Genomic DNA, 26980 nt, shown 5'->3' with positions numbered 1-26980 from the left:
CGGCCCGGCGCCGCGGGACTTCAACGGCGGGGCCGCTCCGGTGTGCGACGAGAAAGCGGTTCGCTCACCCGAGTCGCCCGGCGGGTCCCTCGGCATCGGCCGACGCGTACTCCGCGCCGGCCCGCGCGGTGGGAACGCCCTGCGCGACCGCCCGGGTCCGCCGCGTCAGATTCCGGACGTCCGGGACGCACAGCACCGCCGCCGTGACCACCACGACGAGCGTGGCACAGCCCCACAGCGCGGGCGTGCGGCCGAAGGCCTGCTCCGCGGGGCCCGCCAGCGCCGTGGCCAGCGGGACCATCGCGATCGAGCCGAACCAGTCGTACGCCGACACCCGCGAAAGCCTGTCCTCGGGAATCTCCTGGTGGAGCGCCGTCATCCAGGACACGCCGAACACCTCGATCGCCAGGCCGCTGACGAACATCACGGCATACAGCGGGACCGCCGGCAGGGGGACCGCGAGCGCGGCGGCGGGTGCCGCGAGCGGGAAGACGCACAAGGTGCCCGCGAGCAGCAGGCGCCGGGGCTTCCAGCGGGTCATGACCAGCGCGCCGCCCACGGTCCCGGCGCCGAACGCGCCGAGCGCCAGGCCCCAGGGGCCCGGCCCGCCGAGACTGTCCCGGGCGACCAGCGGCCCGTAGACCGCGTCCGCGGCTCCGACGACCGCGACCACCACGGAGAACTGCGCGACGATCGTCCACAGCCAGGGCCGCCCGACGACCTCCTGCCAGCCCTCGCGCAGATCCGCGAGCAGGCCACCGCCGGGTTCACGCGGAGGTATGTGGCTGACGTCGAGGAACGAACGCAGCGCGCCGGCGACGGCGAACGCCACGGCGTCCACGGCGAGCACCCAGCCCGGTCCGATCACGGCCACCAGCGCGCCGCCCAGGGCCGCGCCGCCGAGGCCGGCGCCCTGCATCGCCATCCGGAACACCGCGAACGCGCGGCTCGCCTGCTCACCGCGTATCGACGACATGAGCATGCCCTCGGCGGCCGGGTTGAAGAACGCCTGCCCGGTGCCGCCGAGCGCGGAGAGCAGCATCATCTGCCACAGCCGTGCGTCACCGGAGAGGACCAGGACGGCGAACGCCGCCTGCGACACACAGTTGAGCGCGTTGGCCGCGACCATCACCCGGTGCCGCGGCAGCCGGTCCGCGACCGCTCCGCCGATCAGCAGGAACATCACCAGCGGCAGGGTCCGCGCCGCGGCCACCAGACCGACGTCGCCCCCGTCGCCGCCCGCGCCGAGCACCGCGAACGCCGCGGCGATCAGCGCGCCCTGGCTGCCCAGGTTGGTGACGACCGCGGCGGCGGTCAGAAGGGTGTAGTTCCGGCCCGCCCGGGAGGGGCGGCGGGAGTGTCGGGCGAGGTCGGCGGCTGAGGTCACCGGGAGACTATCGCCGCCCGGTGCCCGTCTTGCCAAACCCGTTGCACTCGCACCGACTGCCCGCCTGACGTCCACGCGGTCGGCGCCCGTGAGCGGGCCGGCCCGGCCCGGTGCCCCGCGCGTCCGTTTCGGGTGCGCGCCGGGGGCCCGCTTCGCCCTGATGGGCCTCGCGTCCCAGCTCAGTCCATAGGGAGGGATTCCAGGAGGGGGTGAGGCCGCGTGTTCCGGTTCCGGGTTCAGGAAGCCGTCGGGTCGCCGTGCAGCCGTACGGTGCTGAGGATCTTTCGCACGGTCGCGTCCGGGATCTCCTCCGAGACGCCCTTGGCGGCGTAGAGCGTCCAGGACACGAAGTCGCCCGCCGAGTTCTTGAAGGCGAAGGTGGTCGCCTTGCCGTCGGAGTCGCACTTCTTCTTCTTGGCGACGCCCTTGGAGTACGTCGTCGCGACGCTGCCCTTGATGCCCGAAGCCGTGGTGTACGCCTCGGGTTTGCCGATCTTGAGCAGCTTCTTCGAGGCGTTCTTCTGGTCGGTGTAGCCGCCGAACACCCACCACGCGGAGTCATTGCGCGCCACGTCGTCGGTGTTCTTCGCGCCGCTCTGGCCCTTGGTGCCCGCGGCGGCGAGCGAGGTGTCCTCGGTGCGGCCGTCCTTGTCCGAGTCGGACGTGCACCACTTCTCCTTGAGGAACGCGGGCGCGGACATGCCGATGAGCAGGGACCCGTCGCCCTTCTTGTCGTCCTCGAAGCCTATGAAGGTGCCGGACGTGCTGACGTTCCAGTCCGGCGGCACGTCGAAGGCGGTGCCCCACTTCGGGTTCACCACGACCTTCCAGCCGGCGATCGTCGCCTTCTCGTCGTCGCCGCCGCGCGGGTTGGCGTCACTCGCGCTCGCGCTCGCCGACGTGGAGGCCGACGCCTTCGGGGACTTGGACGTGTCGCTCTTGGCCTTGTCGTCCTTGTCGCCACCGCCGAGGACGAGGAATCCGGTGACCCCGGCCGCGATCACGACCGCCGAGGCCGCGACGATCGCGGTGATCTTCGTCTTGTTGCCGCCACCACCACCGCCGCTGCCGCCGGGTGCCTGGGGCGCGCCGAGGGGATCCGACGGCGCTCCCCACTGCGGCTGCCCCGGCTGCTGTCCGTACGGGCCGGGCTGGGGATAGCCCGGCTGCCCCGGCTGCTGGTATCCGGGCTGCTGATACGGATTCGGCTGCTGGTACCCCGGCTGCTGGTACGGGTTCTGGTCCTGCGGGTTCTGCTCGCCCCCGGGCGGCTGCTGTCCTGGCCACATGGCCCGTAACGATAGAGGGGCCCCTGACCAGGTGCCACGGCGGTCCCCGAAACGGCCGCCCCCGCGGGTCACTTGTCCCATTGATCCCGGCCCGGGAGCCAGCTGACGCCGGCTCAGGCCGCTGTTCCGGCCGGGTTCGTGAAGCCGGCCGGTCCCGGCTGAGGACCCTGTCGGGTCACCGTGTGGACGGACGGTGCTCAGGACCCCGTCGGGTCACCGTGCAGACGGACGGTGCTCAGGATCTTCAGGATGGTCGCGTCCGGGATCTCGTCCTTCACGCCGGTGGCGCCGTAGAGATTCCACGCCACGAAGTCGCCCGCGGAGTTCTTGAACCCGAACGTGACGGCCTTGCCGTCGCTCGCGCACTTCCCCTTCCGGGGCGTGTTCTCGGACCTGGCCCAGGCGACGCTCCCGGTGATGCCCGAGTTCGTGGTGTACGGCTTGGCCTTCTTGTCGAAGGTCAGACTCTTCTTGTCCGGCTGTGTGTAGCCGCCGTACACCCACCAGGGGACCTGGTTCACGGCCACCTCGTCGGTGCTCTTCGCTCCGCTCGCGCCCTTGGTGCCCGCGGCGCCGAGCGCGGTGTCCTCGGTGCGGCCGTCCTTGTCGTCGTCGGACGTGCACCACTTGGACTTGAAGTAGGCGGGCGCCGACATCATGATCAGCGGCTTGTCGCCGGCCTTCGCGTCGTGCTTCTCGAACCCGATCGACGTGCCCGGCGAAGCCACCTCCCAGTCCGCGGGGACGTCGAAGGCGGTGCCCCACTTGGGATTGACGACGACCTTCCAGCCGGGGACGGTCGGCTGCTCGCCCGCACCGCCGCGCCGGTCGCCGCCGGAGGGCGACGCGCTCGGGTTCTTCGGGGTGCTCGCCGGGGGCTTCGGGCCCGTGCCCTTGCCGCCGCCGTCGGCCCGGTCGTCCTTGCCGCCGCCGAGCAGGAGGGCGCCGGTCACCCCGGCGGCCACGACCACGGCGCCGGCCGCCACGACCGCGATCACCTTCGTCCGGTTCCCTCTCCCGCGCGGCGGCTCGGGCGCGCCCGCGGGAGAGGCCGTACCCCACTGCTGCTGTCCCGGCTGCGGTTCGTACGGGCCGGGCTGCTGCGGATACCCCGGCTGCGGGGGCGGGGTCTGCTGGTATCCGGGCTGCCGGTACGGGTTCGGCTGCTGGTACCCCGGCTGCTGGTAGGGGTTCTGTCCCTGCGGATTCCGTTCCTGCGGGTTCTGCTCGCCTCCGGGCGGCTGCTGTCCTGGCCACATGGGAAGTCACGTTAGTGGCGCCTGTGAAACGTTTCTGTCACCGCGTCTCGTCAGGCCTGTACCGGAGTGCGACTCCGTCTTTCGTCTCCCCTGCCACTCGCCTCTTGTCGTCGGCGCCGTCCGGACCGGGTCCGGACGGCGGGTCTGGCCAAGGATTGCTACTCATGGGTAACATCCCGGTATGAGCGCAGACCAGATGACGATCGGCGAGATGCTCGCCGCGACCGTGCCGATGGCCCGGACCCTGAACCTCGAGTTCGTGGAGACCACTCCGGAGAAGGCCGTCGTGGCGCTCCCGGACCAGGGCGACTTCCACAACCACGTCGGCGGACCGCACGCCGGAGCCATGTTCACGCTGGGCGAGTCGGCGAGCGGGGCGATCGTGCTCGCCGCCTTCGGGGACCAGCTCTCCCGCGCCGTACCGCTCGCGGTCAGCGCCGAGATCGCGTACAAGAAGCTCGCGATGGGCCCGGTCACGGCCACCGCCACGCTCGGGCGGCCCGCCGTCGACGTCGTCGCCGACCTCGACGCCGGCCTGCGCCCCGAGTTCCCGGTCGCCATCGCCATCCAGCGCGCCGACGGCGCGGTGACCGGCGAGATGACGGTCATCTGGACGCTCCGCCCGAACGGCTGACGTTCCGGCCTGCGGAAATTCCGGCCCCCCTCGGGCTCACGACGAGCCTCAGGGGGCAGTCGGGGAGATCGTCACGGGCACACGTACGCCCCCGGCCGCGGCCGGGGGCGTCCTCGTTCCGGTGCAACCCGGTCGACCGGCGGTCCGAGCCGCTCCTTCGTCGTTAGCATCCCGAGACCGCACGACCTTGGGGGAAACGTGACGAACCAGCTGCCGCCGATGCCCGACACCCCGCCTTTCGTCGCGTCGAAGCCGACCGTGACGCGGCGCCGCGACCTGATCGTGGCCGCCGCCGTCGCAGGTGCCCTCGCCATCGGCGGAGCCGTCTACTGGATCGCCCGGCCGTCCTACGACGACATCGTCAGGGGATGCCAGAGGGCCCTCGTCGCCCAGTACGAGGCGGACGGGAGGGGCAGGCCGTCCGCCTGTGACGGCGTGAAGGGCGACGACTACGACGCACTCGTCCTCAACGCGGCCCTGGGCAATCTCGGCCGGCTCGACGACGACGGCACGTTCGACAAGGACAAGATGCTCGAAGGCACACTCGACCAGCCGTGACGCACCCGGAGACGTCAGGGCCCCGGCCGTCCTGGACCGGGGCCGTCGTCGTTCTCGGCGCGCTCTCCGTCGGTATCCGCGCGCACGTCCACCCGGTGTGCGGGGTATCGGCAGGACCGCCGCGTTCGGTCAGCCGCGCGGCACCCGAATGCTCACCGTCTGGGTGACCCGGGTGCAGAGCTGTCGCCGGTCGTCCTCGATGTCGCACTCCACGACCGCCGTGTCGCGTCCCACCCGCAGCACACGGGCCTTCGCGTACGCGGCTCCCTCGCGCACGGGCCGCAGGAAATGCGTGGTCGAGGTGGTGGTGGCGGGGACGGCGCCCGCGGGGCCGTTCAGCGCGGCGCACACCGCCGAGGCGACGTCGGCCAGGCCCATCAGCGCGCCTCCGTGCAACCCGCCTCCCACGGTGGACAGTTCGGGAACGAAGTCGAGTTCGGCGTCCACCCCCTCTGCCGACAGGGCGGTGAAGCGAACGCCCAGGGTCCTGGCGTAGGGGGCCATGGCGTAGATGTCCTCGGCGGTGACGGTCACATCGGTCTCCTTGTGGGAGGGGTGGGGCGGAAGTCGATGATCCTTTCTATCAACTCCCTTGCCGTAGAGGGGAGTTCCAGCGACGTTCCGATGCGTTCCCGTGGTGTTCCAGCGGTGCGGAAATGCTCACGCCGTTCGCTTGGGCGCCGGATTCCGGTCCCGTTCCGGTGCCGGGTCCCGTCAGTGCTTCAGCTTGAGGAGGATGCGGGCCAGTTCCTCCAGCTCGGCCGGCTCCAGTTTCTGGGTCAGGGCGGGTGCCAGGGCCTCACGCCGGGCCCGGTCCGCACGCTCGAAGAGGTCCCGGCCCTCCTCGGTGATGGTCACCTCGACGGACCGGGCGTCGGCGGCCGAGGGGGCCCGGGTCACCAGGCCCCGCGACTGCAGCGCGTCGATGACCCGGGAGACCTGGCTGCGGCTGATCAGCGCGCACGAACCCAGATCCGTGGCGGACAGGGGACCGCCCTGGTGGTAGAGCCAGAGCAGTACCTCGAACCAGGACGCGGGCAGCCGGAAATCCTGTTCCAGGCGGGCGTTCGCCCGTGCCGTGAGGGCCGTGCTCACTCCGACGATGCGGTAGTACGCCTGGTCCTCGACCGTCAGCTCCGCCTGCTTCAGCCTGATCTCCGTCACGACGCGAGTCTACCCAGTTGCGTGCGCGTGCACGCAACTCTAGTATGTGTGTGTACACGCAAATAGGTGCCACAAGCAGGTGCGCGCAATCAGAGAGGTCCCGCCATGAAGATCGCCCTCGTCACCGGTACGTCCACCGGTATCGGCCTGGAGACCGCCGTTCTCGCCGAACAGGCCGGCTACACCGTCGTCGCGACCATGCGCGACACCGGAAAGGCCGGGCCGCTGCGCGAGCGGCTGCCCGGTGCCGACGTCCGGCGGCTCGACGTCACGGACCCCGACTCGGTCGCGGACTGTGTCGCCGCGGTGATCGCCGACCACGGACAGCTGGACGCCCTGATCAACAACGCGGGCGCCGGGCACGTCGGCACCATCGAGCTGGAGAGCGTCGACGCCGTCCGTGACGTCATGGAGGTCAATTTCTTCGGTGTCGTCCAGGTGACCAAGGCCGCGCTGCCGCATCTGCGTGCCGCCCGGGGGCGGCTGATCACGGTCACGAGCGTCGGCGGCGTGATCGGCCAGCCGTTCAACGAGGCGTACTGCGCGGCCAAGTTCGCCGTCGAGGGATGGATGGAGAGCCTCGCCCCGGTCGTCGGTCGGCTCGGTGTCGCGGTCAGCGTGATCGAGCCCGGCGCGGTGGCCACCGAATTCGTCAGCAACATCCGCGCCGGCAGCGACCTGGAAGCGCTCGTCGCCGAGGCGGGGGACTACCGGCCGCTGATCGGTGCCTACCTCGACCGCACCGCGACGTCGTTCTCCGCGGCACAGAGTGCGCACGCGTGCGCGCAGGTCGTCGTCGCCGCGCTGACGGCCGACGAACCCCGGTTCCGCTACCAGACCTCCGAGCAGGCCGCCGCCTTCACGGGCGTCAAGCTCGCCGACGCCGACGGCTCGGCGCTCCAGAAGCTCACCACGGCCTGGCTGGGGGAGTGAACGCCTGTTCCCTTCCGGCCGTCCATGCCCGACCCTGACCTACGAACGATGCGCGCACCGCCCGGAGGACGGGGCCGGGCGACGCGCCGGGGACCGGGATCGAGGAGTGCGAGCGTGGGCGTAGGCGGGCAGGGCACCGTTCTGGTGACCGGTGGCAGCGGGTTCGTCGGGAGCCATCTGGTGAGGCGGCTGCTGGAGCGGGGCTACCGCGTCCACACCACCGTGCGAAGCACCGCGAACACCGCGAAGGTGGCGCCGCTCCGGGAGATGCGGGAGGCCTTTCCCGGCAGGCTCGAGCTGTTCGAGGCGGATCTGCTGGCCGACGGGTCCTTCGACGCGGCGATGAGCGGCTGCGGTGTGGTCTTCCACGTGGCGTCGCCGTTCCTGATGCCGGAGAAGATCAAGGACGGCCGCAGGGACATGGTCGACCCGGCGCTGCTCGGCACCCGCAACGTGCTGGCGGGCGTGGAACGGACACCGACGGTCGGGAAACTCGTCCTCACCTCCACCGTCGGCGCGATCTTCGGCGACTACATCGACGTCCGGGACATGGACGGCGGTGTCCTGTCGGAGAAGTACTTCAACACCACCAGCACGGTCGAGAACAACCCGTACCACTACGCGAAGACGCTCGCCGAGCGCGAGGCGTGGGCGGCGGAGGCGGCCCAGGACCGCTGGCGCCTGGTGTCCGTCAACCCCGGTCTGGTCCTCGGCCCGTCCCTCACCCCCGCGTCGCAGTCCGGCAGCCTCTTCCTGCTGGACGAACTCTTCAAGGGCTACTTCTTCTACGGCGCGCCCGATTTCAGCTTCACCACGGCGGACGTCCGCGAGGTCGCCGACGCGCACATCGCGGCGGCGGAACACGACGGCGCCAAGGGCCGCTACATCGTCGCGGCCGAGACGATGACGTCCTTCCACGACATGGCGCGCATCGTCCGCGGACGGTATCCCCGCGCCCTGCGGCTGCCGCGCACCGCGCTCCCGCACTGGCCGGTCCGCATCCTCGGCCCGGCGTTCGGACTGACCCAGGACTACATCCGCAAACACCTCGGCATCCGGTTCCCCGTGGACAACAGCAGGAGCGTGCGGGAGCTGGGGATCACCTACCGGCCGGTCGAGGAGACCCTGCTCGACCACTACGAGAGCTGGAGGCGGCGGGCGTGACGAGCCCCACGTCCCGGCCGCTGTTCATGCCGACCAGGTAGGCTTCCCGGCGGGCGCTCCGGGGAAGCGCACCTCGGTGATCACGCGAAACGCGGTCGGCCGGGTCACGTACACCGAAACGGGAGGAACCGGCGTTGCACGTCCAGGACTGGCTCGAGACGGTGCCCGCGGTCAGTATCTACGCGCTCGTGGCCCTCGTCATCGGTCTGGAGAGCCTGGGCATTCCGCTGCCCGGGGAGATCGTCCTGGTCTCGGCCGCACTGCTCTCCTCGCAGCACGGCGGCATCAACCCCGTCGTCCTCGGCGTCTGCGCCAGCCTCGGAGCGATCGTCGGCGACTCCATCGGCTACGCCATCGGCCGCAAGGGCGGACGCCCGCTGCTCGCCTGGCTCGGCGCGAAGTTCCCCAGACACTTCGGCGAGGCCCATGTCGCCACGGCGGAGCGTTCCTTCCAGAAGTGGGGCATGTGGGCCGTCTTCTTCGGCCGCTTCATCGCCCTGCTGCGGATCTTCGCGGGGCCGCTCGCCGGTGTGCTGCGGATGCCGTACTGGAAGTTCCTGATCGCCAACGTCCTCGGCGGCATCATCTGGGCCGGCGGTACCACCGCGGTCATCTACTACGTCGGTGTCGTCGCCGAGTCCTGGCTGAAGCGCTTCTCGTGGCTCGGCCTGGTCGCCGCGGTGCTCGTCGGTCTCGCCTCGATGCTGATCGTCCGCCGCAAGGCCAAGAAGGCGGCGACGGAGCACGGCACGGCGGAGACGGAACCCGTCCCCGCCGCCGAGTAGACCGGCTGCTCGTACATTCCGCGGTGCGCGCCGCCGAGCGGAGGGCGGTTTCCCCGGCCTCTCGGTGCGCGCCGCCGAGTGACTCCCGGCCTCGCGGTGCCCGCCGCCGAGCGAGGCGGGGTCTACTCGTGGATCTCGCGGTGGGCCTTGGCCAGTTCCACGTAGAAGACGCCGTTCAGTGACAGGCCCTCGCGCTCCTCGTCGGTCAGCGGGCGCTTGACCTTCGCGGGGACACCCGCGACGAGCGAGCCCGGCGGGACCCGCATCCCCTGCGGCACCAGGGCCTGCGCGGCCACCAGCGAGCCGGCCCCGATCACGGCCCCGTTGAGCACCGTGGCCCCCATGCCGATCAGACAGCCGTCCTCGACGGTCGCGCCGTGCACCACGGCGTTGTGGCCGATCGAGACCCCTTCCCCGACGGTGATGGGGAACCCGGGGTCCACGTGCAGACTGCAGTTGTCCTGCACATTGCTGCCCGCGCCGATGACGATCGGGCCGCAGTCGGCGCGCAGCACCGCGCCGTACCAGAGGCTCGCGCCCGCCTCCAGCGTGACGTCCCCGATGACCACGGAGGTGGGGGAGACGAACGCCTCCGGGTCCACCTGCGGTTCCTTGCCGCCGATCCCCTTGATCAACGCCTGCTGCGTCGTCACGTGTCACCGTCTCGTCGTGTCGTGGTCCGGTCCTTCTGAGTACACCGGCACCGTATGCCATCGCCCCGCGCACCTCCGGTGGGGCGAAGATCACAGCCGTGTGATCACATCGGCGTGCCCCGCCCTGAGTACCGTGAACGCGTGTCCAGGAGCAAGAACACGTTCTCATCATGGCGGCGGCGCCTCGCGCAGCGCGCCGTCCACGCGGGCTGGGCCTGGATGCGGCGCGCGGGTACGGTCTCGGCCGAGCAGCCGGGCCGGTTCCGTTTCGGTGCCATCGGCGAGAACACCCGGCTGGCCTTCCCGCTGGGCACGGTCTTCGGCGAACCCTGGATCCACCTCGGCTCGTACTGCATCGTCGCCGAGCAGGTCACGCTGACCGCGGGCCTGATGCCCGATCTGGACCTCGGTCCCGACCCCATCCTGCGCATCGGGGACGGTGTCGTGCTCGGCCGCGGCAGCCACGTCATCGCCGACACGACGGTCACGATCGGCAACGACTGCTACTTCGGGCCCTATGTGTACGTGACCTCCACGAACCACTCGTACGACGATCCGCACGAGCCCATCGGCAAGCAGTGGCCGCGCATGGAGCCCGTGGAGATCGGGCCCGGCTGCTGGATCGGGACCAACGCGGTGATCCTTCCCGGCGCGCGGATCGGACGGAACGTCGTGGTCGCCGCGGGCGCGGTGGTACGGGGTACGGTGCCGGACCACTCCGTCGTCGCCGGGGCTCCCGCGAAGGTCGTCCGGCGCTGGGACCCGGTCGCCGGGTGGCAGCCGCCACTGCGCACGCCGCCGCCGGTGCCGATTCCCGACGGGGTCACCCCCGAGCAGTTGCAGGCGCTCTCGGAACTGGACGAGGAGACCGTCGCGCGGCTCGCGGAGCTGGACCTTGACGTCCGGGCCGCGGCCGAGGACGTGCCCGCGCGGTCGGGGGACGTCCGCGCGGAGCCCTGACGGCGGGTTTCCGCGGGCCGGAGCCGCTCGGAGCTGCTCGGAGCCGGTTCAGCCGGTCGCCAGCAGGACCGTGCCGACCAGCGCCAGTGCCGCTCCGGTGGCCTGCACCGCCCGCAGCCGCTCCCTGAGGACACCGCGCGCGGCCAGCGCCGTGACCACGGGGTAGAGCGAGGCGAGGACGGCCGCGACGGTGACCGGGCCGTGCTGGGCGGCGACCGAGTACGTGCCGTTGGCCGCGACGTCGGCGAGGCCGACGAAGGCGAGCGCGGGCAGCGAGGCCCAGGGGAAGCCGCCCGCGGGAAGGGCCGCCGCGCCGCGCCGGACGGAGAGGGCCAGGGCCGAACCGCCGGTGACGACATTGGTCACGCGCTGCACGAACAGGGCCAGGAAGAGCCCGGTGACCGACGACGACGCCTCGGCGATCAGCGCGAACACCGTGCCGAAGCCGGCGGCCGCGATCAGGGTCAGGAGGATCGCCTGCCGCTGCACGGGCGCGCCCCGCAGCTGGGGCCCGCCCGCGAGGACGACACCCGCCACGGCGACCGCGATGCCCGCGATCTGCACCAGACCCGGGCGCTCCCCGAGGAACAGGCCGACACCGATGGGGACGACCACGGCCAGCGAGCCGAGCGGCGAGACCACGCCCATCGGGCCGAGCGCGAGCGCCTTGTAGAAGGAGAGCAGCGCGACCGGGCCGACCAGGCCCGCGGCGACCGCGAACCACAGCTGCGGTCCCGCCTCGCTCCAGCCGCCGGTGGCCAGCACGATCGCGCCGAGGACCACCGCGGCGATCGACTGGGAGGCGACGACCACCGTGAGGGCGGGCGTGCGCCGGGTCAGCAGGCCTCCGCCGAAGTCGGCCAGGCCCCACAGGAGGCTGGTGGCCAGGGCGAAGAGTGCTGTCACGGGGGGCCTCGCAGTACAGTTCGGTGAACGATCAGGTGCATCACACGATAGTTCACCTGATTGAACTCTGTCATTCAAAATATTGGACGGAATGTGTCGGATCTCGACCTGCTGACTCAGTCCCTGGCGCGCAACGTGAAGCGCTGGCGCACCGAGCGCGGCTTCACCCTGGAGGCGCTCGCCGCCCGCGCCGGAGTCAGCCGCGGCATGCTCATCCAGATCGAGCAGGCCAGGACCAATCCCAGCCTGGGTACCGTCGTCAAGATCGGTGACGCGCTCGGCGTCAGCATCACCACCCTGCTCGACTACGAGCAGGGACCCAAGGTCCGGATCGTCCCCGAGGACCAGGCCGTACGGCTGTGGCACACCGAGGCGGGCAGCTACAACCGGCTGCTGGCGGGCACCGAGGCGCCCGGTCCGCTGGAGATGTGGGACTGGCGGCTGATGCCGGGCGAGGGCAGCCCGTCCGACCCGCACCCCTCCGGCACCGTCGAACTCGTGCATGTCATCGCGGGCGAGATGACCCTCACCGTCGACGGCGTCGAGCATCGCGTCCCCGAAGGGGCGAGCGCGTCGTTCGAGGCCGACACCCCCCACACGTACGCCAACCAGGGCGAGGTCCCGGTCGAGATGGTCATGGCCGTGTCGGTCCCGCTCGTGCACTGAGGCCCGGCGCCGCTCCGGCGGCGCACCCGGTGAGCCGGTCCCGGCGGGCGCGGCAGGCTCCCGCCGACCGGGTCCGCGGTGCTGTTAGCGTGCCGTCATGCGCGCACCCATCGGACACTTCGACCACGCCTTCGCGGCCCCCGACTGCCTGGACGAACTCGTCGGCCCCGTCGCCGACGCGGTGCGCGGGTGGCGCGGTGGCACCCCCGCCGAGCAGATCGTCTACGTCGAGACGAACCCGGAGTGGGCCGACACCGCCGTCTTCGTCGAGCACTACGGCAAGGAACTGCTGGACACGTCGGCCAACTGCGTGGTGGTCGCGGGCCGGCGCGGCAGCGAGACCACGCTCGCCGCGTGTGTCGTCCTGTCCACCACCCGCGTCGACGTCAACGGTGCCGTACGACGTCAACTGGGCGTCCGGAAGGCGTCGTTCGCCCCGATGGACATCGCGACCGGGGCGAGCGGCATGGAGTACGGCGGCATCACCCCCGTCGGACTCCCGGACGACTGGCCGCTGTTGGTCGACCCGGCCGTCGTCGGGCTGCCGTACGTGCTGGTGGGCAGCGGCCGTCGGCGCGGCAAACTCCTGGTCCCGGGCAAGGCGTTCGCGGAACTGCCGAACGCGGTGGTGCTGGAAGGTCTGGGCATCGCCGGATGACGTCCTGCCCGCCGGTGCGGTGTCACGCCCCGGCAGGTCACCCGGTGGCGTGATGGGCCAGTGTCCGATGCGGATCCGCGTGGCCGGGTGCCGGTGCCGGATCGGCGTGGACCAGGGCGGCGGTCAGTTTCGGGACGGCGTGCAGCAGGGCGTGTTCGGCGTCCACGGCGATGTCGTGGGCGCGGCGCACGGTCGCCTCGCCGTCCACCACGACCGCCACCTCGGCGCGCAGCCTGTGCCCGATCCAGCGCAGCCGCAGCTCTCCCACGTCACGCACGCCCGCGACCTGCCGCAGCGCCCGCTCGGCCCGGTCCACCAACTCCGGCTCCACGGCGTCCATCACGCGCCGGAAGACCTCCCTGGCGGCATCGCGCAGCACGAACAGGATCGCGGCCGTGATCGCCAACCCCACCAGCGGGTCGGCCGGTTGCCACCCGAGAGCCGCGCCGCCGGCGCCCACCAGCACGGCGAGTGAGGTGAATCCGTCGGTACGGGCGTGGAGTCCGTCCGCGACCAGGGCGGCCGAGCCGATCTCGCGCCCGACGCGGATGCGGTACCGGGCGACCCACTCGTTGCCGGCGAAGCCGATGAGCGCGGCGGCCGCGACCGCCGGAAGGTGCCGCACGGGCCCCGGATCGAGCAGTCGGCCGACCGCCGCCCAGGCGGCGAAGGCGCCGGAAGCAGCGATCGTCAGCACGATCACGATGCCCGCCAGGTCCTCCGCCCTCCCGTAGCCGTAGGTGAAGCGTCGTGTCGCCGCCCGGCGGCCCAGTGTGAAGGCGACCGCGAGGGGCAGGGCGGTCAGCGCGTCGGCCGCGTTGTGCACGGTGTCGCCGAGCAGCGCGACCGACCCCGACAGCATGACGACGGCCGCCTGTGCCAGGGCCGTTGTGCCGAGGACGGCCAGGGAGAGCCAGAGGGCCCGCATGCCCCGGGCCGACGCCTCCAGCGCGGAGTCGATCTTGTCGGCCGTCTCGTGGGAGTGCGGGGTCAGCAGATGGCGCAGCCGGCTCCCGCGGCCCTGCGGGTGGCCGTGCGGGTGACGGTGATCCGCCGGACGTGATCGGGGGTGCGGATGCGGCCGGCCGGGGGAGTGGGCGTGAGCAGGTCCGGGGTCGTGCCGGTGGTCGAGTTCATGTCCGTCGTCGTGGCTGCGGAGCCGTCCGTCGGTGTTTTTGCCGTCGTGGGCGCCATGACTGCCGTGGCCGTCGCCCGTGCCGTGCCCGCCCCCGTGGTGATGGTCGTGGTCGTGCCGGTCGTTCACGTGCGTCCCCTTCCGTGCGCGGGAGTGGACGCGTCGGTGTCCACGAGGCCATTATGTGCGTATGAGCGCACGCATGCACCTATCACCTGCGCACGATGCGCACCCGCGTACCCCCGGCGAGGAACAGTTCGCGCTCGCCGCCGAACTCCTCGCCCTCCTGGCCGATCGCACCCGTCTCACGCTGCTGCACGCGCTGACCGGTGGCGAGGCCGACGTCACGACGCTGACCGAGACGTGCGGCGCGGCCCGTCCGGCCGTCAGCCAGCACCTGGCCCGACTCCGTCTCGCCGGGCTCGTGAGCACGAGGAAGGAAGGACGCCGGGTGGTCTACTCGCTCGGAGACGGTCATCTGCGCCGGGTGGTCGACGAGGCGCTGAGCCTGGCCGACCACCGGCTCTCCGACCGCCCGGCGCACGACTGAGACCCGCCCCGCGGGCTTCGGGCCCCGCGCCGGGCCGCTGTACGGGGCCCGTGCATGCCTGGGGTGGGGTGCGCTCGCGACCGTGTGCTGCCGGGCCCGCGTGCTGCCGGGCCCGTGTGCGAGTACGGTGCTCAGCGCGTGAGCGTGCCGTCGCCCGTGACCGTCCGGTCGCCGGGGAGTGCGGCGTGGTCCTCGGTCTCCTCGCCCTCCTCCAGCAGGTTCGCCGCCGCGCCCACGATGCTCGGGTCGGGGCTGCCGACGACCTCCTCGTCCTTGTCCGCGTAGGCGAAACGGGCCAGGACACTGCGCATGGCCTCGACGCGGGCCCGCTTCTTGTCGTTGCTCTTCACCACGGTCCAGGGCGCCTGCGCGGTGTCCGTCTCGCGGAACATGGCGACCTTGGCCGCCGTGTAGTCCTCCCAGAGGTCCAGGGAGGCCAGGTCGATGGGGCTCAGTTTCCACTGCCGCACCGGGTCGACCTGGCGGATCGTGAAGCGGGTGCGCTGCTCGCTCTGGGACACCGAGAACCAGAACTTGATCAGATCCACACCGTCGTCGACGAGCATCCGCTCGAAGGCGGGCGCCTGCCGCATGAAGCGCCGGTACTCGTCGTCGGTGCAGAAGCCCATCACCCGCTCCACGCCCGCCCGGTTGTACCAGGACCGGTCGAACATCACGATCTCGCCCGCGGTCGGCAGGTGCTCCACGTACCGCTGGAAGTACCACTGCCGCCGCTCCCGCTCGGTCGGCTTCTCCAGCGCCACCACCCGGGCGCCGCGCGGGTTGAGATGCTCCGTGAACCGCTTGATCGTGCCGCCCTTGCCCGCCGCGTCGCGCCCCTCGAAGACGACGACCAGCCGTCGGCCGGTCTCCTTGATCCAGCTCTGCAGCTTCAGCAGCTCGATCTGCTGGAGCCGCTTGTGCCACTCGTACTCCTTGCGCTCCATGCGCCGCTCGTAGGGGTAGTTCTCCCGCCAGGTGTCCACCGGGCTGCCGTCCGGGCGGATCAGTACGGGGTCGTCGTGGTCGGTGTAGTCCACCCGCATCCCTGCCAGCAGTTCCGTCATCCGGCCCTCCTCGTCCCGTGCCCCGATTGTCCGCCGATCTCCTTGTTCCTGCCGTTCCTGTGGCCCGTCCCCCGGTGCGGTCCGTCCCCGGTGCGGTCCGTCCCCCGATGGAAGCAATCGGAGGCGTACGGCGGGAGAACCCACGGCGAAGGCGGCGCGATGCGGAGTCGAGATGACCGCACGCTTACGGCGGTAGCGGGCAACTCGCCTATGGCACAGCGTGTTTGATGACCTGTTAAAACACTTGCCCGTACGGCGCCGTGCCGATGACGATGGCCGGCGTGCCGACTCTCATCACGCCCGACCGAACCCGCCTCGCCCATCACGCAAGGGGCGAGGGTGAACCGCTGCTCTGTCTGCCCGGAGGACCGATGCGTGCCTCCGCCTACCTGGGAGACCTCGGCGGGCTGACACGGCACCGCCGGCTGTGTCTGCTCGACCTGCGGGGCACGGGCGACTCGGAATCCCCGGCCGACCCGGCGACGTACCGCTGCGACCGGCAGGTCGAGGACGTCGAGGCCTTCCGCGCGCACCTCGGACTCGACCGGGTCGATCTGCTCGCCCACTCGGCGGGCTGCGACCTCGCGCTCCTCTACGCCGTCCGCCACCCGGGACGGGTCCGCAGTCTCACGATGGTCACCGGACGGGCGCGGGCCCTGGGCATCGACTTCGCCCCGGAACACCGTGCGGAGGCCGCGGCCCTGCGCAAGGCGGAACCGTGGTTCGAGAGCGCGTACGACGCGTACACGAGGATCTGGGACGGCACCGCGACGGACGCCGACGAGGACGTGGCCCTCCCGTTCTTCTACGGGCGCTGGGACGCGGCGGCGCGGGCGCACGCCGCGAGCGAGGTCGAGCAGTGCAACGAGGAGGCGGCCGAGCGCTACGCGGGCCCCGGTGCCTTCCGGCCCGCCGAGGCCCGCGCCGTCGTGGCGGCCTGGGACGCGCGCGTGCTGATCGTCGCGGGCGAGCTGGACAGCGGCCCGCTGCCGCGCGTGGCCGCCGCCGTCGCCGAGCTGTTCCCCCGGGCCGAACTCGCCGTCCTGCCGGGTGCGGGCCACTTCCCGTGGGTCGACGCCCCCGACGCCCTGCGCGAGACGATCGCGCGGTTCCTCGACCGGGCGGACGGCGGACGGCCGGACGGTTCGGACGACGAAGAGCGGGAGAGCCCGGGGGCTTGACGGTTCGCGCCGACGGTCAGCCCAGTCTCAGGTCGACCCATTCCGCGGTCTCCCCGGGGAGGACGTAACGCTCGACCTCGGCGAAGCCGTGTCGCCGGGCGAAGCGCAGGCCGTCCTCGTTGGCCGCGAGGACGACGGTCTCGATCACCTCGGCGCCCAGCGTGCGGGCCTGTTCCAGGCCGCGTGCGTACAACTCCTCGCCGAAGCCCCGACCGCGGTGCCCGGCGAGCACGCGCGCGATCACGGTCGCCGTCGCGCTGTCGCCGGCGGGCGGGCGCACGGTCGTGCAGCCCACGAGGACGTCACCGAGGTAGGCGACCTCCAGGCGGTTGCGCCGGGCGCGCTCGCGCACCTCGTCGAGCGACATGGCGGCGGGCGGGACGATCACGTTGTGGACGTGCTGCCAGTCCGCGAGGCGGGTCTCGTCGTCCGGTGCTTCGATGCGAAGGATGGTCACCCGGGCAGGAAACCGGAGCGGGCCGCGTGACGTCAACGGCCTTTTCCCCGGCCCCTGCCGGGGCGGACCGTCGGACGGCGCACCCGCCGGTGTGCGGGGTGCGCCGCCGGGCGCCACGACGCTCCGCCGGGTACGCCGAAGGGGCGCCGGGACGCTCGGGGCCGGACGGCTCGGGCGTCCCGTCGGCTCAGCCCAGGCGCGGGATCTCGATCGCCGGGCAGAGGTCCATCACCATGTCGAGTCCGGCGGCACGCGTCCGCGCGTACGCGTCTTCGTCGATCACGTCGAGCTGGAACCAGACGGCCTTGGCGCCGATGGCGACCGCCTCGTCCGCGACGGGTCCGGCGAGGTTGCTGTTGACGAAGACGTCGACGACATCGACCTCGAAGGGGATGTCCGCGAGAGACGCGTACCCCTGCTCCCCGTGGACGGTCTCGGCCTTCGGGTGCACGGGCACGATCCGCTTGCCGTAGCGCTGGAGGACGTCGGCGACGCCGTGGGCGGCACGGCGGCGGTTCGAGGAGAGCCCGACGATCGCCCAGGTGTCGCCCCGTTCGGTCAGGATTCTGCGGATCGTCTCCGAGTCGCCGTACACGTTCGGCCTCCATACGGATCGGTCAGGGTCTGTCGTTCTCCTCAACGGCGACGGGAGCGCGATGATTCCTGGTGCCGTGCGCTCCCAGATGTTCGAGCAGCAGACGGTTCAGCGTCCCGGGTGCCTCTTCCGGAATCCAGTGGCTGAGGCCCGGGAGCACCTCGAAGCGGTACGGCCCCTCGACCCAGTGCCCGGTCTCCCGCGCGGGAGCCGCGCCGAACGCGGTGTCCTCCGTGCTCCAGACGTACAACGTGGGCACCTCGATGACGCCGATCGTGCCGTCGGGGCGTCCGGACCGGTACCAGTTCAGCGCCGCGGTGAGGGCGCCGGGCCGGGACAGGTGCCGGACGTAGGCGTCGGCGCCCGCCGACGGGACCTTCCCCGCGTAGAGCGCGCGCAGCAGCCGGGCGTCGTCGGCCAGCAGGCGCTGCTCGGTCGCGGGCGTCTCGCGCCAGTCGATCATGTACCGGGACCGTGCGCGCTGGTCGTCGTCGGTGCGCAGAGCCTCGGCGAGGGCGCCGGGGTGCGGGGTGGAGACGACCGTGAGGGTGCGGACCCGGCCGGGGTGTGCGGAGGCGGTCCACCAGGCCACCGCGCCGCCCCAGTCGTGACCGACCAGGTCGAACGCCGGCCAGCCCAGCTCCTCAGTGATCGCGACGACGTCCGCGACCAGAAGGCTGATCCGATAGTCCTCGGCCCGCTCCGGGCGGACCCCGGGGGAGTAGCCGCGCTGGTCGGGCGCCACGACGCGGTAGCCCTCCGCGGCCAGCGCCGCGATCTGCTCCCGCCACGCGAGGCCCGTCTGGGGGAAACCGTGCAGCAGGAGCACCGGGCGGCCGTCGGGCGGACCCGCCGTGACGGCGTCGAACACACCGGCGGCGGTGGAGATGCTCATCCCGTTCACGATCCACTCCCTCAAACCGACTGGTCGGTCACCCTTCCGGCGACGGAAGCGGATTGTCAAGGCCGGGTGTGTGTCCGGAACGGCCCCCACCTCCCCGCGCCCGCCCGTACCTCCGCCTAGGCTCGCCTCGTGCTCCGTATCCTCGACGCCCGTACGGGCGAACCCGTCGACGCTGCCCTCGCCCGCCGCGGTCTGGTCCGTGTCCACGCGCGCCCGCCCGGGTCCGACATCACGGGTCTGCGCGTGCTCCTGGTCGCCGACGTCCTCGTACGGGCCCTGGAGGTCGGAGGCAACCCGGCCTGGGCGACCCTCACTTCGGCGCCGGACCGGGCGGAAACCGCGGATCCGGAGGAAACCTCCGACCACGCCGGCCCCGCCGGATCTGCGGACCTCGCGGACCGGGAAGCTCCCTGGGGCGAGGCGGGACTGCGGGCGCGCGCCGCCGAACTCGGGATCCGGCCGTTCGAGGACCACCCGGACACGGAACCGGGACCGGCGGCGACGCGGACCATCGACGTCGTCGCGCAGGGGGCCGCCGTGACGAACGGGCCGCGCGTCGAGGTGGCGCCGGTCGGCACCGGGCACGGTCCCGCTCCCGTTCCCGGGGACGCGACCGCGCTCCGGCTGGCGCTGCTCGCGCGGCGGCGGGATCTGCCGCTGAGCCTCGACGCCGACGTGCTCGCGGAGGCGGAGGGCGTGCTCCGGCACTGGCGCGCCGCCGTCGCCGGATGGGCGACACGGCCTTCCAAGCCGGTCCCCGAGGACGTACGCCTGCGGTTGCGCGCCGCCTGGGAGGACGACCTGGACGTGCCCGCCGTGCTGGACGTGCTGCGCTCGGTGGAGACCTCCGGCATCCCGGAGGGGGCCCGGTTCGAGACCTACGCCTACGCCGACCGGCTGCTCGGCCTCGAACTCACCCGTGAGATCGGGGCGTCGCTGTGAACGCGCGCGCGGCCGCGGGCCCGAGGCGAAGACTGGTCGTCCTGCGGCACGCCAAGTCCGCCTGGCCCGACGGGGTGCCCGACCACGAGCGCCCGCTCGCGACACGCGGCCGTCGCGACGCCCCCGCCGCCGGGCGCGTCATGGCCGAGGCCGACCTGCTGCCGGACCTCGCGCTGTGCTCCACCGCCGTACGGGTGCGGGAGACCTGGGAGTTGGCGTCGCGGGAGTGGGGAACCCCGCCGTCCGTACGGTTCGACGGGCGGCTGTACGGGGCGGAGGCGCCGGAGTTGCTGGAGGCCGTCCGCGAAGTCCCCGAACACGTAAGGACCTTGCTGCTGGTCGGGCACAACCCGGGTCTCGAGGAGCTGGTCCTCGAACTGGCCGGGGACGGCTTCGACGACACGCTGGACCGGGTCCGGACGAAGTTCCCGACCTCGGCCGTCGCCGTCCTGGTCTGGCACGGCACCGCCTGGCACGAACTCGGCCCCGGAGACGCCCTGTTGACGGACGTCGTCGTGCCTCGGGGCAAGAAGGAATGAATCCCGGCCTACGTGTGCCCGGGTGAGCCGGCGTACGCCTGAGTGCGCCGATGTACGCCCGAGTGACGGGCGCGCGGGCCGGGTCCCGTCGCGTTCCGCGGCCGTCGCCCGCACCCGTGTGCACCGACGTGATCTCGGGTTGACGGATGCGGCCCGGTCCGGCCCCGTCGGCCGTGCGCGGGTGCGGCGTGTGATCGTGGCGGCGTGCGATCGGGGCGTCGGGCGTCGCTCCGGTCCCCGGCTCGCGGGTTCTGCGGTGCGGCCCCGGTCCCGGCGCGCGGGCCGCGTGGGCCGAACGTGAGCGGGGCCTCGCGCCGGGGCGTCGTCCGGCCCGTCGGTGGCGCGTGCGCGCAGCGCATACGCTGGCGTGATGCAGGACGAGTACCGCACAGTGGCCCACGCGGGCGTGCACGAGACCGAGGTCAACCGCTCCCGATTCCTGTGCGCCCTCGCCCCGGCCGCCACCGAGCGGGAGGCCCAGGACTTCGTCGCGGCCGTCAGGAAGGAACACGCGGACGCCACGCACAACTGCTTCGCGTACGTCATCGGAGCCGACGGCGCCGTGCAGAAGGCGAGCGACGACGGCGAACCGGGCGGCACCGCGGGCGTCCCCATGCTCCAGATGCTGCTGCGCCGCGACATGAGGTACGTCGTCGCCGTCGTCACCCGCTACTACGGCGGGGTCAAGCTCGGCGCCGGCGGACTGATCAGGGCGTACGGCGGCTCGGTGGGCGAGGCGCTGGACGCGGTGGGCACGATCACCCGCCGCCGGTTCCGGCTCGCCACGGTGACCGTCGACCACCAGCGGGCCGGCAAGGTGCAGAACGATCTGCGGTCCACCGGCCGCGAGGTACGTGATGTGCGTTACGGCGAGGCCGTCACCATCGAGATCGGACTGCCGGACGCCGATGTGGAGGCGTTCCGGGCCTGGTTGGCCGACGCGACCGCGGGGACGGCCGGGTTCGAGCTGGGCGGGGAGGCCTACGGAGACGCGTGACATTCCGGGCATGTGGGGGACAAGGGGCACATTCGGATGATGCTCATGGTGGGCCGATACGGGAGTAACCGCCCGTGATGTCAGCCCCGGCCGTTACCCTTCGGGGATCATGAGGCTCCTGCACACTTCCGACTGGCACCTGGGCCGGGCGTTCCACCGGGTGAACATGCTCGACGCCCAGTCCCGCTTCATCGGCCACCTCGTCACGACCGCGCGCGAGCGCGAGGTGGACGCGGTGGTCGTCTCGGGAGACGTGTACGACCGCGCCGTGCCGTCCCTGGCCGCGGTGGAGCTCTTCGACGACGCCCTGCACCGGCTGGCCGATCTCGGTGTGCCCACGGTGATGATCTCCGGGAACCACGACTCGGCGCGGCGGCTCGGCGTCGGCGCCGGGCTCATCGGGCGCGCGGGCGTCCACCTGCGCACCGACCCCGCCGGCTGCGGCACCCCGGTGGTGCTGGCCGACGCCCACGGCGATGTCGCCTTCTACGGCCTGCCCTATCTGGAACCCGCCCTGGTGAAGGACGAGTTCGGGGTGGAGCGGGCGGGCCACGAGGCCGTGCTGGCCGCCGCCATGGACCGGGTCCGCGCCGACCTCGCCGGCCGTGCGCCGGGCACCCGCTCCGTCGTCCTCGCCCACGCCTTCGTCACCGGCGGCGAAGTGAGCGACAGCGAGCGGGACATCACCGTCGGCGGCGTCGCCTCCGTGCCCGCCGGAGTCTTCGAGGGCGTCGACTACACCGCGCTCGGCCACCTGCACGGCAGCCAGACCATCACCGAGCGCGTGCGCTACTCGGGATCCCCGCTGCCGTACTCCTTCTCGGAGGCCGACCACCGCAAGAGCATGTGGCTCGTGGACCTCGGCCCGGACGGCTCCCTGGCCGCGGAGCGCGTCGACTGCCCGGTGCCCCGCCCGCTCGCCCGCCTCCGCGGACACCTGGAGGACCTGCTCGCCGACCCGGCGCTGGAGCGGCACACGGACGCCTGGGTCGAGGCGACCCTCACCGACCCGGTGCGGCCCGCCGACCCCATGGCACGGCTGGCCGGGCGCTTCCCGCACACGCTCAGCCTCGTCTTCGAACCCGAACGCTCCCCGCAGGCCCCGGACGTCTCGTACGCCCGCCGGATCGCGGGCCGCAGCGAGGAGCAGATCGCCGAGGACTTCGTGGCCCATGTGCGCGGCGTGGGTCCCGACGCCCGGGAACAGGCCGTGCTCCGGGACGCGTTCGACGCCGTCCGCGCCGACGAGACCGCGCGGGAGACCGCCCGGTGACCTCACGTCCGCCGCACACCCAGGGGGCCGACCGCCCGGAGACCGAGGGAAACCGATGAGGCTGCACCGCCTGGACATCACCGCGTTCGGCCCGTTCGGCGGTGCCCAGCGGGTCGACTTCGACGAGCTGTCCGCCGCCGGGCTCTTCCTCCTGCACGGACCGACAGGTGCGGGCAAGACCTCCGTCCTCGACGCCGTCTGCTACGCGTTGTACGGAGCCGTTCCGGGTGCCCGGCAGAGCGGTCAGGGCCTCGGCCTGCGCAGCGACCACGCGGCGCCCGACGCCCGCACCGAGATCCGTCTCGAACTCACCGTCGCCGGACGCCGGCTGGAGGTCACCCGGCAGCCGCCCTGGGAGCGCCCCAAGAAGCGCGGCACGGGCACGACCACCGAGAAGGCCCAGACCTGGCTGCGCGCGTACGACTCCACGGCCGGCACCTGGAAGGACCTCAGCCGCTCCCACCAGGAGATCGGCGAGGAGATCACCCAGCTCCTCGGCATGAGCCGCGAGCAGTTCTGCCAGGTCGTGCTGCTGCCCCAGGGCGACTTCGCGCGCTTCCTGCGGGCGGACGCCGAGGCCCGCGGCAGACTGCTCGGCCGGCTCTTCGACACCCACCGCTTCGCCGAGGTCGAAAAGCGCCTCGCCGAGCGCCGGCGCGCAGCCGAGGCCGAAGTGCGGGCCGCCGACACCGCGTTGCTGGCCGACGCCCACCGGATGCACCAGGCGGCCGGTCGCACCGTCGAGGAGCCGCTGCCCGACCTCGCGCCCGGTGACCCGGGACTGGCCGCATCGGTGCTCGGCTGGGCCGCGCTGGCCCGCAGCACGGCTCGCGAGACGCTCACCGTCGCCCGGTGCGCCCGCGGGGCCGCGGAATCGGCCCAGGCCGCGGCCGAGCGCGCGCTCGCCGACGTACGCGAAGTGGACCGGCTGCAGCGCCGGTTCACCGAGGCACAGGAGCGTGCCGCACGTCTGGAGCGGCACGCCGACGCCCACCGGGAAGCCCGGACCCGCATGGAGCGAGCGCGCAAGGCCGAGGCGGTGGCCCCCGCACTCGACCTGCGCGATGCCACCGAAGCGGAGCACCGGCGCGCGGCCGCCGAGGAGGCCCGCGCGCGTGCCGCCCTGCCGGACACGTTCGCCGGTGCCGGGGCGCCCGGGCTCGCGACCGCCGCGCGCAGCGCCGCCGAGGAACTGGGCGGCCTGGAGTCGGCACGCCGCGCCGAGCGGCGCCTCGGTGAACTCGGCACGGAACGCGCCTCCCTGGACCGCCAGGAACGCGCCGACGAGGACGTCCTCCAGGACGCCGAGAGCTGGCTGGCCGCCTGGGAGGAGACCCGGGCCGGTCTCGAGGCGCGGGTCGACGCCGCGCAGGAGGCCGCGGCACGCGCCGAGCAGCTCGCCGTCCAGCGTGAACCGGCCTTCAAGCGGCTCGCCGCGGCCCGGCTGCGCGACGAACTGGCCCAGGACACCGAGAGCGCCCTGGCCCGGAGCCTGACCGCGCGCGAGCACGCGACGCGGGCGCACGCCCACTGGCTCGACCTGAAGGAACAGCGACTCCAGGGCATCGCCGCCGAACTCGCCGCCGGTCTGGTGGACGGTGAGTCCTGCGCCGTGTGCGGAGCCACCGAACACCCGGCCCCGGCCCGGAAGGTCGCCGGCCATGTCGACCGCGAGACGGAGGAGCGGGCCCTCGCCGCCTACCGCGGCGCCGACGAGGAGCGCGCCGAGGCCGAGCGCGGGCTCGGCGTCGTACGCGAGGCGCTGGCCGCCGCGACCGCCGAGGCGAGTGACGCCCCTACCCCGCAACTTGCGGAACAGGCCGAGGAACTGGACCGGCGGCACGCCGAGGCCCGTACGGTGGCCTCCGGGCTGCACGCCGCGCGCGAGGCCCGCGAGCAGGCCGAGCGGGAGCACGCGCGGCGGCTGACGGTCCAGCAGGAGGCCGCCCGGCGGGTCGCCGCACGAGCCTCGCACCGGGACTCCCTCGACCGCGAAAAGGCCTCACTGGAGCAGGAGTTGGAGCAGGCCCGGGGTGCCGCCGGGAGCGTGGCCGAGCGGGCCACGCAGCTGGAGCGGCAGGTCGCGCTGCTCACCGAGGCCGCGGACGGCGTCCGGGCGGCGGAGGACGTCGCACGGCGCCTCAAGGACGCCGACGCACGTCTGGCCGACGCGGCCTTCCGCGCCGGTTTCGAGACCCCGGGGGCCGCGGCCGCCGCGATGCTCGACGCCGCCGCCCACCGGGATCTCCAACGACAGCTGGACGAATGGCAGTCGGAGGAGTCCTCGGTGCGTGCCGTGCTCGCCGAGGCCGACACCACGGCAGCGGCGCGACGCCCGCCCGTCGACCTGCGGGCCGCCGAGCGGGCGGCCGAGTCGGCCGCCCGGCGGCTGCGCGACACCGCGTCGGCGCAGGACGCGGCGGCCCGGCGCTGCGCCGAGCTGGACACGCTCTCCGCCCGCGCGACCGCAGGAGCCCGCCGGCTCGCCCCGCTGCGCGAGGAGTACGACCGCGTGGCCCGCCTCGCGGGACTCGCGGCCGGCACGTCGGCGGACAACGACCGGAAGATGCGCCTGGAGGCGTACGTCCTCGCCGCCCGGCTGGAGCAGGTCGCGGCGGCCGCGACCGTCCGCCTCCAGCGGATGTCCTCGGGGCGCTACACCCTGGTGCACTCCGACGACCGGGCGGGCCGCGGGCGCAGCGGGCTCGGACTGCATGTCGTGGACGCCTGGACCGGACGGGAGCGCGACACGGCGACGCTCTCCGGGGGCGAGACCTTCTTCGCCTCCCTCGCCCTGGCCCTCGGCCTCGCCGACGTGGTCACCGACGAGGCCGGCGGGGTGCGGCTCGACACGCTCTTCATCGACGAGGGCTTCGGCAGCCTCGACGACCAGACCCTCGACGAGGTGCTCGACGTCCTCGACTCGCTGCGCGAACGCGACCGCAGCGTCGGCATCGTCAGCCACGTCGGCGACCTGCGCCGCCGCATCCACGCGCAGTTGGAGGTCGTGAAGGGGCGTACGGGGTCGGTCGTACGGCAGCGGGGCGCGTGATCGTCGCCGGGGGCGGTCCGCCGTGACCGCCGCCGGGGGCGGTCTCAGCGGCCCAGTGGCCGGCTCGGCAGCGGTGAGGAGTAGACGACGCTCGTCGTCACCGACCCGAGCGTGCCGATCTTGCCGGACACCGTCTCCAGATGGGCCATCGACCGCGCCGCGACCTTGATGACGAAGCAGTCGTCGCCCGTGACGTGGTGCGCCTCCAGGATCTCGGGCGTGACCTCGACGAGGTCGTGGAACGGCTTGTAGTTGCCGTTCGGATACCTGAGCCGGACGAACGCGAGGATCGGCAGTCCGAGGCTCTCGGGGTCGACGACGGCCGCGTACCCCCGTATGACGCCCGCCTCCTCCATGCGGCGCACCCGCTCGGTGACCGCGCTCGCGGACATGGAGACGGCCCGTGCCAGCTCGGCGAAGCTGGACCGGCCCTCGCGCTGGAGGACGTCGAGGATGCGCCAGTCGGTGGCGTCCGGGGAATACGCGGTCATCCGTCCTGCATACCAGGGGAATCCCCGGCCGATCAACAGCACTGCCGTGGAACGTCACTTCAGGACACGGCCCGGCCCCCGTAGATTTCTTCCCGGGAGGTCCCGCGGAACACGGTGCGGAGGAAGCACCGGGATGGCAAGGGCGGCATCCGTCCGGCGGGACCACAGAGCAAGGAAAGGCCAGGCCATGACTGCGACTGCCGAGGGCATCACGAACGGCACGGTGACCGGTTCCACGTCGGCGGCGAACCCCGTCCTGCGGGTCCCGCCGGCCTCCCCGGCCGCGGCCGCCGCCTACTTCGGCGCGAGCCTCGCGTTCCACGCGGACGTGTCCGACGTCGCCGCCGCCCTCGCGGCCGGCGGCGACCCCGGGTTCGTCGTCGTCGACTCCCGCTCCACCGCGTCGTGGGACCAGGGCCACATCCCCGGCGCGGTCCACCTGCCCACCGCGCTCATCCCCGAGCAGGCCGAGCGGCTTCTGGACAAGTCGGTGCCGGTCGTCACCTATTGCTGGGGCCCCGGATGCAACGGTGCGACCCGCGCGGCCCTCGCCCTCGCCGAACTCGGCTTCCAGGTCAAGGAGATGCTCGGCGGATTCGAGTACTGGGCGCGCGAGGGCTTCGAGTTCGAGACTTGGCAGGGGGACGAGCGCCGCGCCGCGGACCCGCTGACGGCGCCCGTCGACGCGGAGGACTGCGGCTGCTGACCCCGGGGAAGGGGGCCGGGCCGACGGTCTCGGCCCCGCGCGTTCCCGCCGGTGTCCGGATCCGGTTTCCGGGCG

The 26980-nt window shown here is 72.8% G+C and carries 29 protein-coding genes; 16 read left to right on the top strand and 13 right to left on the bottom strand.

The window, feature by feature from the left end; all coding sequences use genetic code 11:
• Positions 1 to 64: 64 nt before the first annotated feature.
• The 3 genes from ACH4S8_RS10460 to ACH4S8_RS10450 all read right to left on the bottom strand — a co-directional run bounded on the left by ACH4S8_RS10460 (position 65) and on the right by ACH4S8_RS10450 (position 3935).
• Positions 65 to 1387 carry an MFS transporter gene (locus ACH4S8_RS10460; RefSeq protein ID WP_398392294.1) on the bottom strand — a complete coding sequence of 441 codons (1323 nt, stop codon included), beginning with the start codon at positions 1385 to 1387 and terminating at the stop codon, positions 65 to 67.
• A 236-nt stretch (positions 1388 to 1623) separates the two neighbouring features.
• Complete coding sequence (locus tag ACH4S8_RS10455; protein WP_398392293.1) at positions 1624 to 2676, bottom strand: hypothetical protein; 1053 nt, start codon at positions 2674 to 2676, stop codon at positions 1624 to 1626.
• Between the two features lie 197 nt (positions 2677 to 2873).
• Entirely contained in the window at positions 2874 to 3935 is a 1062-nt protein-coding gene (locus tag ACH4S8_RS10450; RefSeq protein ID WP_398392292.1) for a hypothetical protein, read from the bottom strand.
• A gap of 181 nt (positions 3936 to 4116) precedes the next feature.
• On the opposite strand from ACH4S8_RS10450, the gene ACH4S8_RS10445 reads away from it, so the two are divergent.
• Positions 4117 to 4569, top strand: coding sequence for a DUF4442 domain-containing protein (locus ACH4S8_RS10445; RefSeq protein ID WP_398392291.1), 453 nt, complete (start codon positions 4117 to 4119; stop codon positions 4567 to 4569).
• Positions 4570 to 4767: 198 nt separating this feature from the next.
• Positions 4768 to 5127: a hypothetical protein gene (locus ACH4S8_RS10440; protein WP_398392290.1), complete on the top strand. Its 360-nt coding sequence runs from the start codon at positions 4768 to 4770 to the stop codon at positions 5125 to 5127.
• A gap of 129 nt (positions 5128 to 5256) precedes the next feature.
• Here the strand turns inward: ACH4S8_RS10440 and ACH4S8_RS10435 are convergent, their stop codons facing one another.
• Both ACH4S8_RS10435 and ACH4S8_RS10430 read right to left on the bottom strand, forming a co-directional pair.
• Entirely contained in the window at positions 5257 to 5661 is a 405-nt protein-coding gene (locus ACH4S8_RS10435) for a PaaI family thioesterase (protein ID WP_398392289.1), read from the bottom strand.
• Between the two features lie 180 nt (positions 5662 to 5841).
• Positions 5842 to 6291 (bottom strand): MarR family winged helix-turn-helix transcriptional regulator, encoded by a 450-nt coding sequence (locus ACH4S8_RS10430; protein WP_398392288.1) that lies wholly within the window; start codon positions 6289 to 6291, stop codon positions 5842 to 5844.
• Positions 6292 to 6396: 105 nt separating this feature from the next.
• Here ACH4S8_RS10430 and ACH4S8_RS10425 point away from each other — a divergent pair, with 105 nt between their 5' ends.
• From ACH4S8_RS10425 to ACH4S8_RS10415, 3 genes are all read left to right on the top strand, one after another.
• Positions 6397 to 7224, top strand: coding sequence for an SDR family oxidoreductase (locus ACH4S8_RS10425; RefSeq protein WP_398392287.1), 828 nt, complete (start codon positions 6397 to 6399; stop codon positions 7222 to 7224).
• A 114-nt stretch (positions 7225 to 7338) separates the two neighbouring features.
• Positions 7339 to 8388 carry an NAD-dependent epimerase/dehydratase family protein gene (locus ACH4S8_RS10420; RefSeq protein WP_398392286.1) on the top strand — a complete coding sequence of 350 codons (1050 nt, stop codon included), beginning with the start codon at positions 7339 to 7341 and terminating at the stop codon, positions 8386 to 8388.
• A gap of 134 nt (positions 8389 to 8522) precedes the next feature.
• A complete protein-coding gene (locus tag ACH4S8_RS10415) occupies positions 8523 to 9173 on the top strand; it encodes a DedA family protein (RefSeq protein ID WP_398392285.1) in 651 nt (216 codons plus the stop codon).
• Positions 9174 to 9295: 122 nt separating this feature from the next.
• Here the strand turns inward: ACH4S8_RS10415 and ACH4S8_RS10410 are convergent, their stop codons facing one another.
• The gene (locus tag ACH4S8_RS10410) at positions 9296 to 9826 is read right to left on the bottom strand and encodes a gamma carbonic anhydrase family protein (protein WP_398392284.1); all 531 of its coding nucleotides are present in this window, start codon (positions 9824 to 9826) and stop codon (positions 9296 to 9298) included.
• 141 nt (positions 9827 to 9967) lie between these two features.
• Between ACH4S8_RS10410 and ACH4S8_RS10405 the strand changes: the two genes are divergently transcribed.
• Complete coding sequence (locus ACH4S8_RS10405) at positions 9968 to 10786, top strand: acyltransferase (protein ID WP_398392283.1); 819 nt, start codon at positions 9968 to 9970, stop codon at positions 10784 to 10786.
• 48 nt (positions 10787 to 10834) lie between these two features.
• Here the strand turns inward: ACH4S8_RS10405 and ACH4S8_RS10400 are convergent, their stop codons facing one another.
• Positions 10835 to 11692: an EamA family transporter gene (locus tag ACH4S8_RS10400; RefSeq protein ID WP_398392282.1), complete on the bottom strand. Its 858-nt coding sequence runs from the start codon at positions 11690 to 11692 to the stop codon at positions 10835 to 10837.
• Positions 11693 to 11785: 93 nt separating this feature from the next.
• Between ACH4S8_RS10400 and ACH4S8_RS10395 the strand changes: the two genes are divergently transcribed.
• Positions 11786 to 12358 (top strand): helix-turn-helix domain-containing protein, encoded by a 573-nt coding sequence (locus ACH4S8_RS10395; protein WP_398392281.1) that lies wholly within the window; start codon positions 11786 to 11788, stop codon positions 12356 to 12358.
• A gap of 97 nt (positions 12359 to 12455) precedes the next feature.
• Positions 12456 to 13016 carry a YbaK/EbsC family protein gene (locus tag ACH4S8_RS10390; RefSeq protein WP_398392280.1) on the top strand — a complete coding sequence of 187 codons (561 nt, stop codon included), beginning with the start codon at positions 12456 to 12458 and terminating at the stop codon, positions 13014 to 13016.
• A 37-nt stretch (positions 13017 to 13053) separates the two neighbouring features.
• Here the strand turns inward: ACH4S8_RS10390 and ACH4S8_RS10385 are convergent, their stop codons facing one another.
• Positions 13054 to 14280 carry a cation diffusion facilitator family transporter gene (locus ACH4S8_RS10385; RefSeq protein WP_398392279.1) on the bottom strand — a complete coding sequence of 409 codons (1227 nt, stop codon included), beginning with the start codon at positions 14278 to 14280 and terminating at the stop codon, positions 13054 to 13056.
• Between the two features lie 61 nt (positions 14281 to 14341).
• Between ACH4S8_RS10385 and ACH4S8_RS10380 the strand changes: the two genes are divergently transcribed.
• The gene (locus tag ACH4S8_RS10380) at positions 14342 to 14701 is read left to right on the top strand and encodes an ArsR/SmtB family transcription factor (RefSeq protein WP_398392278.1); all 360 of its coding nucleotides are present in this window, start codon (positions 14342 to 14344) and stop codon (positions 14699 to 14701) included.
• A gap of 131 nt (positions 14702 to 14832) precedes the next feature.
• Here ACH4S8_RS10380 and ppk2 read toward each other — a convergent pair whose 3' ends face one another.
• Positions 14833 to 15768: a polyphosphate kinase 2 gene (ppk2, locus tag ACH4S8_RS10375; RefSeq protein ID WP_398392277.1), complete on the bottom strand. Its 936-nt coding sequence runs from the start codon at positions 15766 to 15768 to the stop codon at positions 14833 to 14835.
• A 281-nt stretch (positions 15769 to 16049) separates the two neighbouring features.
• Here ppk2 and ACH4S8_RS10370 point away from each other — a divergent pair, with 281 nt between their 5' ends.
• Positions 16050 to 16949 (top strand): alpha/beta fold hydrolase, encoded by a 900-nt coding sequence (locus ACH4S8_RS10370; RefSeq protein WP_398392276.1) that lies wholly within the window; start codon positions 16050 to 16052, stop codon positions 16947 to 16949.
• A 16-nt stretch (positions 16950 to 16965) separates the two neighbouring features.
• Here the strand turns inward: ACH4S8_RS10370 and ACH4S8_RS10365 are convergent, their stop codons facing one another.
• The 3 genes from ACH4S8_RS10365 to ACH4S8_RS10355 all read right to left on the bottom strand — a co-directional run bounded on the left by ACH4S8_RS10365 (position 16966) and on the right by ACH4S8_RS10355 (position 18896).
• Positions 16966 to 17406: a GNAT family N-acetyltransferase gene (locus ACH4S8_RS10365; RefSeq protein ID WP_398392275.1), complete on the bottom strand. Its 441-nt coding sequence runs from the start codon at positions 17404 to 17406 to the stop codon at positions 16966 to 16968.
• A gap of 187 nt (positions 17407 to 17593) precedes the next feature.
• Complete coding sequence (locus ACH4S8_RS10360) at positions 17594 to 18001, bottom strand: CoA-binding protein (RefSeq protein WP_398392274.1); 408 nt, start codon at positions 17999 to 18001, stop codon at positions 17594 to 17596.
• Between the two features lie 22 nt (positions 18002 to 18023).
• Positions 18024 to 18896 (bottom strand): alpha/beta fold hydrolase, encoded by an 873-nt coding sequence (locus tag ACH4S8_RS10355; RefSeq protein ID WP_398392273.1) that lies wholly within the window; start codon positions 18894 to 18896, stop codon positions 18024 to 18026.
• Positions 18897 to 19034: 138 nt separating this feature from the next.
• Between ACH4S8_RS10355 and ACH4S8_RS10350 the strand changes: the two genes are divergently transcribed.
• The 5 genes from ACH4S8_RS10350 to ACH4S8_RS10330 all read left to right on the top strand — a co-directional run bounded on the left by ACH4S8_RS10350 (position 19035) and on the right by ACH4S8_RS10330 (position 25708).
• On the top strand, positions 19035 to 19847 hold the full coding sequence (locus ACH4S8_RS10350; RefSeq protein ID WP_398392272.1) for a hypothetical protein: 813 nt from the start codon (positions 19035 to 19037) through the stop codon (positions 19845 to 19847).
• Positions 19844 to 20386: a SixA phosphatase family protein gene (locus ACH4S8_RS10345; RefSeq protein ID WP_398392271.1), complete on the top strand. Its 543-nt coding sequence runs from the start codon at positions 19844 to 19846 to the stop codon at positions 20384 to 20386. The genes ACH4S8_RS10350 and ACH4S8_RS10345 overlap by 4 nt, the downstream gene beginning before the upstream one ends.
• A 370-nt stretch (positions 20387 to 20756) precedes the next feature.
• Positions 20757 to 21383 carry a YigZ family protein gene (locus ACH4S8_RS10340; RefSeq protein WP_398392270.1) on the top strand — a complete coding sequence of 209 codons (627 nt, stop codon included), beginning with the start codon at positions 20757 to 20759 and terminating at the stop codon, positions 21381 to 21383.
• Positions 21384 to 21492: 109 nt separating this feature from the next.
• Positions 21493 to 22656, top strand: a complete 1164-nt coding sequence (locus tag ACH4S8_RS10335; RefSeq protein WP_398392269.1) for an exonuclease SbcCD subunit D — start codon at positions 21493 to 21495, stop codon at positions 22654 to 22656.
• Between the two features lie 55 nt (positions 22657 to 22711).
• On the top strand, positions 22712 to 25708 hold the full coding sequence (locus tag ACH4S8_RS10330; RefSeq protein WP_398392268.1) for an AAA family ATPase: 2997 nt from the start codon (positions 22712 to 22714) through the stop codon (positions 25706 to 25708).
• Positions 25709 to 25752: 44 nt separating this feature from the next.
• On the opposite strand, the gene ACH4S8_RS10325 is transcribed toward ACH4S8_RS10330, so the two are convergent.
• Positions 25753 to 26199 (bottom strand): Lrp/AsnC family transcriptional regulator, encoded by a 447-nt coding sequence (locus tag ACH4S8_RS10325; protein ID WP_339128009.1) that lies wholly within the window; start codon positions 26197 to 26199, stop codon positions 25753 to 25755.
• Between the two features lie 187 nt (positions 26200 to 26386).
• On the opposite strand from ACH4S8_RS10325, the gene ACH4S8_RS10320 reads away from it, so the two are divergent.
• Complete coding sequence (locus ACH4S8_RS10320; protein WP_398392267.1) at positions 26387 to 26905, top strand: rhodanese-like domain-containing protein; 519 nt, start codon at positions 26387 to 26389, stop codon at positions 26903 to 26905.
• Positions 26906 to 26980 lie beyond the last annotated feature (75 nt).

It is taken from the genome of Streptomyces sp. NPDC021080 (assembly GCF_044333225.1).
In the GTDB taxonomy this organism is placed as follows: domain Bacteria; phylum Actinomycetota; class Actinomycetes; order Streptomycetales; family Streptomycetaceae; genus Streptomyces.
This window is presented reverse-complemented; position numbering and strand designations above follow the sequence as displayed.

Coding starts and splice junctions, on each gene's coding strand:
- ACH4S8_RS10455 (WP_398392293.1), bottom strand. CDS start 2,676: ATGTGGCCAGGACAGCAGCCGCCCGGGGGCGAGCAGAACCCGCAGGAC.
- ACH4S8_RS10450 (WP_398392292.1), bottom strand. CDS start 3,935: ATGTGGCCAGGACAGCAGCCGCCCGGAGGCGAGCAGAACCCGCAGGAA.
- ACH4S8_RS10445 (WP_398392291.1), top strand. CDS start 4,117: ATGAGCGCAGACCAGATGACGATCGGCGAGATGCTCGCCGCGACCGTG.
- ACH4S8_RS10425 (WP_398392287.1), top strand. CDS start 6,397: ATGAAGATCGCCCTCGTCACCGGTACGTCCACCGGTATCGGCCTGGAG.
- ACH4S8_RS10390 (WP_398392280.1), top strand. CDS start 12,456: ATGCGCGCACCCATCGGACACTTCGACCACGCCTTCGCGGCCCCCGAC.
- ACH4S8_RS10380 (WP_398392278.1), top strand. CDS start 14,342: ATGAGCGCACGCATGCACCTATCACCTGCGCACGATGCGCACCCGCGT.
- ppk2 (WP_398392277.1), bottom strand. CDS start 15,768: ATGACGGAACTGCTGGCAGGGATGCGGGTGGACTACACCGACCACGAC.
- ACH4S8_RS10355 (WP_398392273.1), bottom strand. CDS start 18,896: ATGAGCATCTCCACCGCCGCCGGTGTGTTCGACGCCGTCACGGCGGGT.
- ACH4S8_RS10340 (WP_398392270.1), top strand. CDS start 20,757: ATGCAGGACGAGTACCGCACAGTGGCCCACGCGGGCGTGCACGAGACC.
- ACH4S8_RS10335 (WP_398392269.1), top strand. CDS start 21,493: ATGAGGCTCCTGCACACTTCCGACTGGCACCTGGGCCGGGCGTTCCAC.
- ACH4S8_RS10330 (WP_398392268.1), top strand. CDS start 22,712: ATGAGGCTGCACCGCCTGGACATCACCGCGTTCGGCCCGTTCGGCGGT.
- ACH4S8_RS10325 (WP_339128009.1), bottom strand. CDS start 26,199: ATGACCGCGTATTCCCCGGACGCCACCGACTGGCGCATCCTCGACGTC.
- ACH4S8_RS10320 (WP_398392267.1), top strand. CDS start 26,387: ATGACTGCGACTGCCGAGGGCATCACGAACGGCACGGTGACCGGTTCC.